Raw genomic sequence first — 1,269 nt, forward strand, 5'->3', positions numbered from 1 at the left:
ATCGTGATCCGGAAGAAACAGCGGAATGGATCGAATCCCTTGACCAGCTGATCAAGGAACAGGGCACGGAGCGGGCGCAGTTCATCATGCGTTCCCTGCTGCAGCGCGCCGGTGCGCGCAGCGTGGGCGTTCCCATGGTGACCACGACGGACTACGTCAACACGATCCCGGCCGACCAGGAACCTGAGTTCCCCGGCGACGAGGAAACCGAGCGCCGGTACCGTGCCTGGCTGCGCTGGAACGCCGCCATCATGGTTCACCGGTCGCAGCGGCCGGGAATCGGGGTGGGCGGGCATATCTCCACCTACGCGGGCGCCGCAACGCTGTACGAAGTCGGACTGAACCATTTCTTCCGCGGCAAGGACCACCCCGGCGGCGGCGACCAGGTCTTCTTCCAGGGCCACGCGTCTCCGGGCATGTACGCCCGTGCCTACCTTGAGGGGCGGCTGAGCGAGGAGGACCTGGACGGTTTCCGGCAGGAGAAGTCCAAGGAGGGGCACGCCCTGTCCTCCTACCCGCACCCCCGGATGATGCCGGAGTTCTGGGAGTTCCCGACGGTCTCGATGGGCATCGGCCCGATGAATGCGATTTACCAGGCCCAGTCCAACAGGTACCTGCACAACCGCGGTCTCAAGGACACCTCCGAGCAGCACGTGTGGGCGTTCCTGGGCGACGGCGAGATGGACGAGCCCGAAAGCCGCGGGCTGCTGCAGCTGGCCGCCAACGATAACCTGGACAACCTGACCTTCGTGGTCAACTGCAACCTGCAGCGCCTGGACGGGCCGGTGCGCGGCAACGGCAAGATCATGCAGGAGCTGGAGGCGTTCTTCCGCGGCGCCGGCTGGAACGTGATCAAGGTCGTCTGGGGCCGCGAGTGGGACGATCTGCTGGCCAAGGACCATGACGGCTCGCTCGTGAAGATCATGAACGAGACCCTGGACGGGGACTACCAGACCTACAAGGCCGAATCCGGCGGGTTCGTCCGGGAACACTTCTTCGGCAGGACCCCCCAGACCAAGGAGATGGTCGCGGAGCTGACCGACGAGCAGATCTGGAACCTCAAGCGCGGCGGCCACGACTACCGCAAGGTCTACGCCGCCTACAAGGCCGCGATGGAATTCAAGGGCAAGCCGACGGTCATCCTGGCCATGACCGTCAAGGGCTACGGTCTGGGCACGCACTTCGAGGGCCGCAACGCCACCCACCAGATGAAGAAGCTCACGCTCGAGGACCTGAAGAAGTTCCGCGACCACCTCCGGATTCCGATCA

1 protein-coding gene is annotated in these 1,269 nt (G+C 64.9%); it reads left to right on the top strand.

The annotated features are described in order from the left end of the window. On the top strand, positions 1 to 1,269 hold a 1,269-nt coding region (locus tag AC5RVV_RS17420; RefSeq protein ID WP_494002615.1), incomplete at both ends, for a thiamine pyrophosphate-binding protein.

This window comes from Arthrobacter sp. MDT2-34-1, assembly GCF_059091365.1.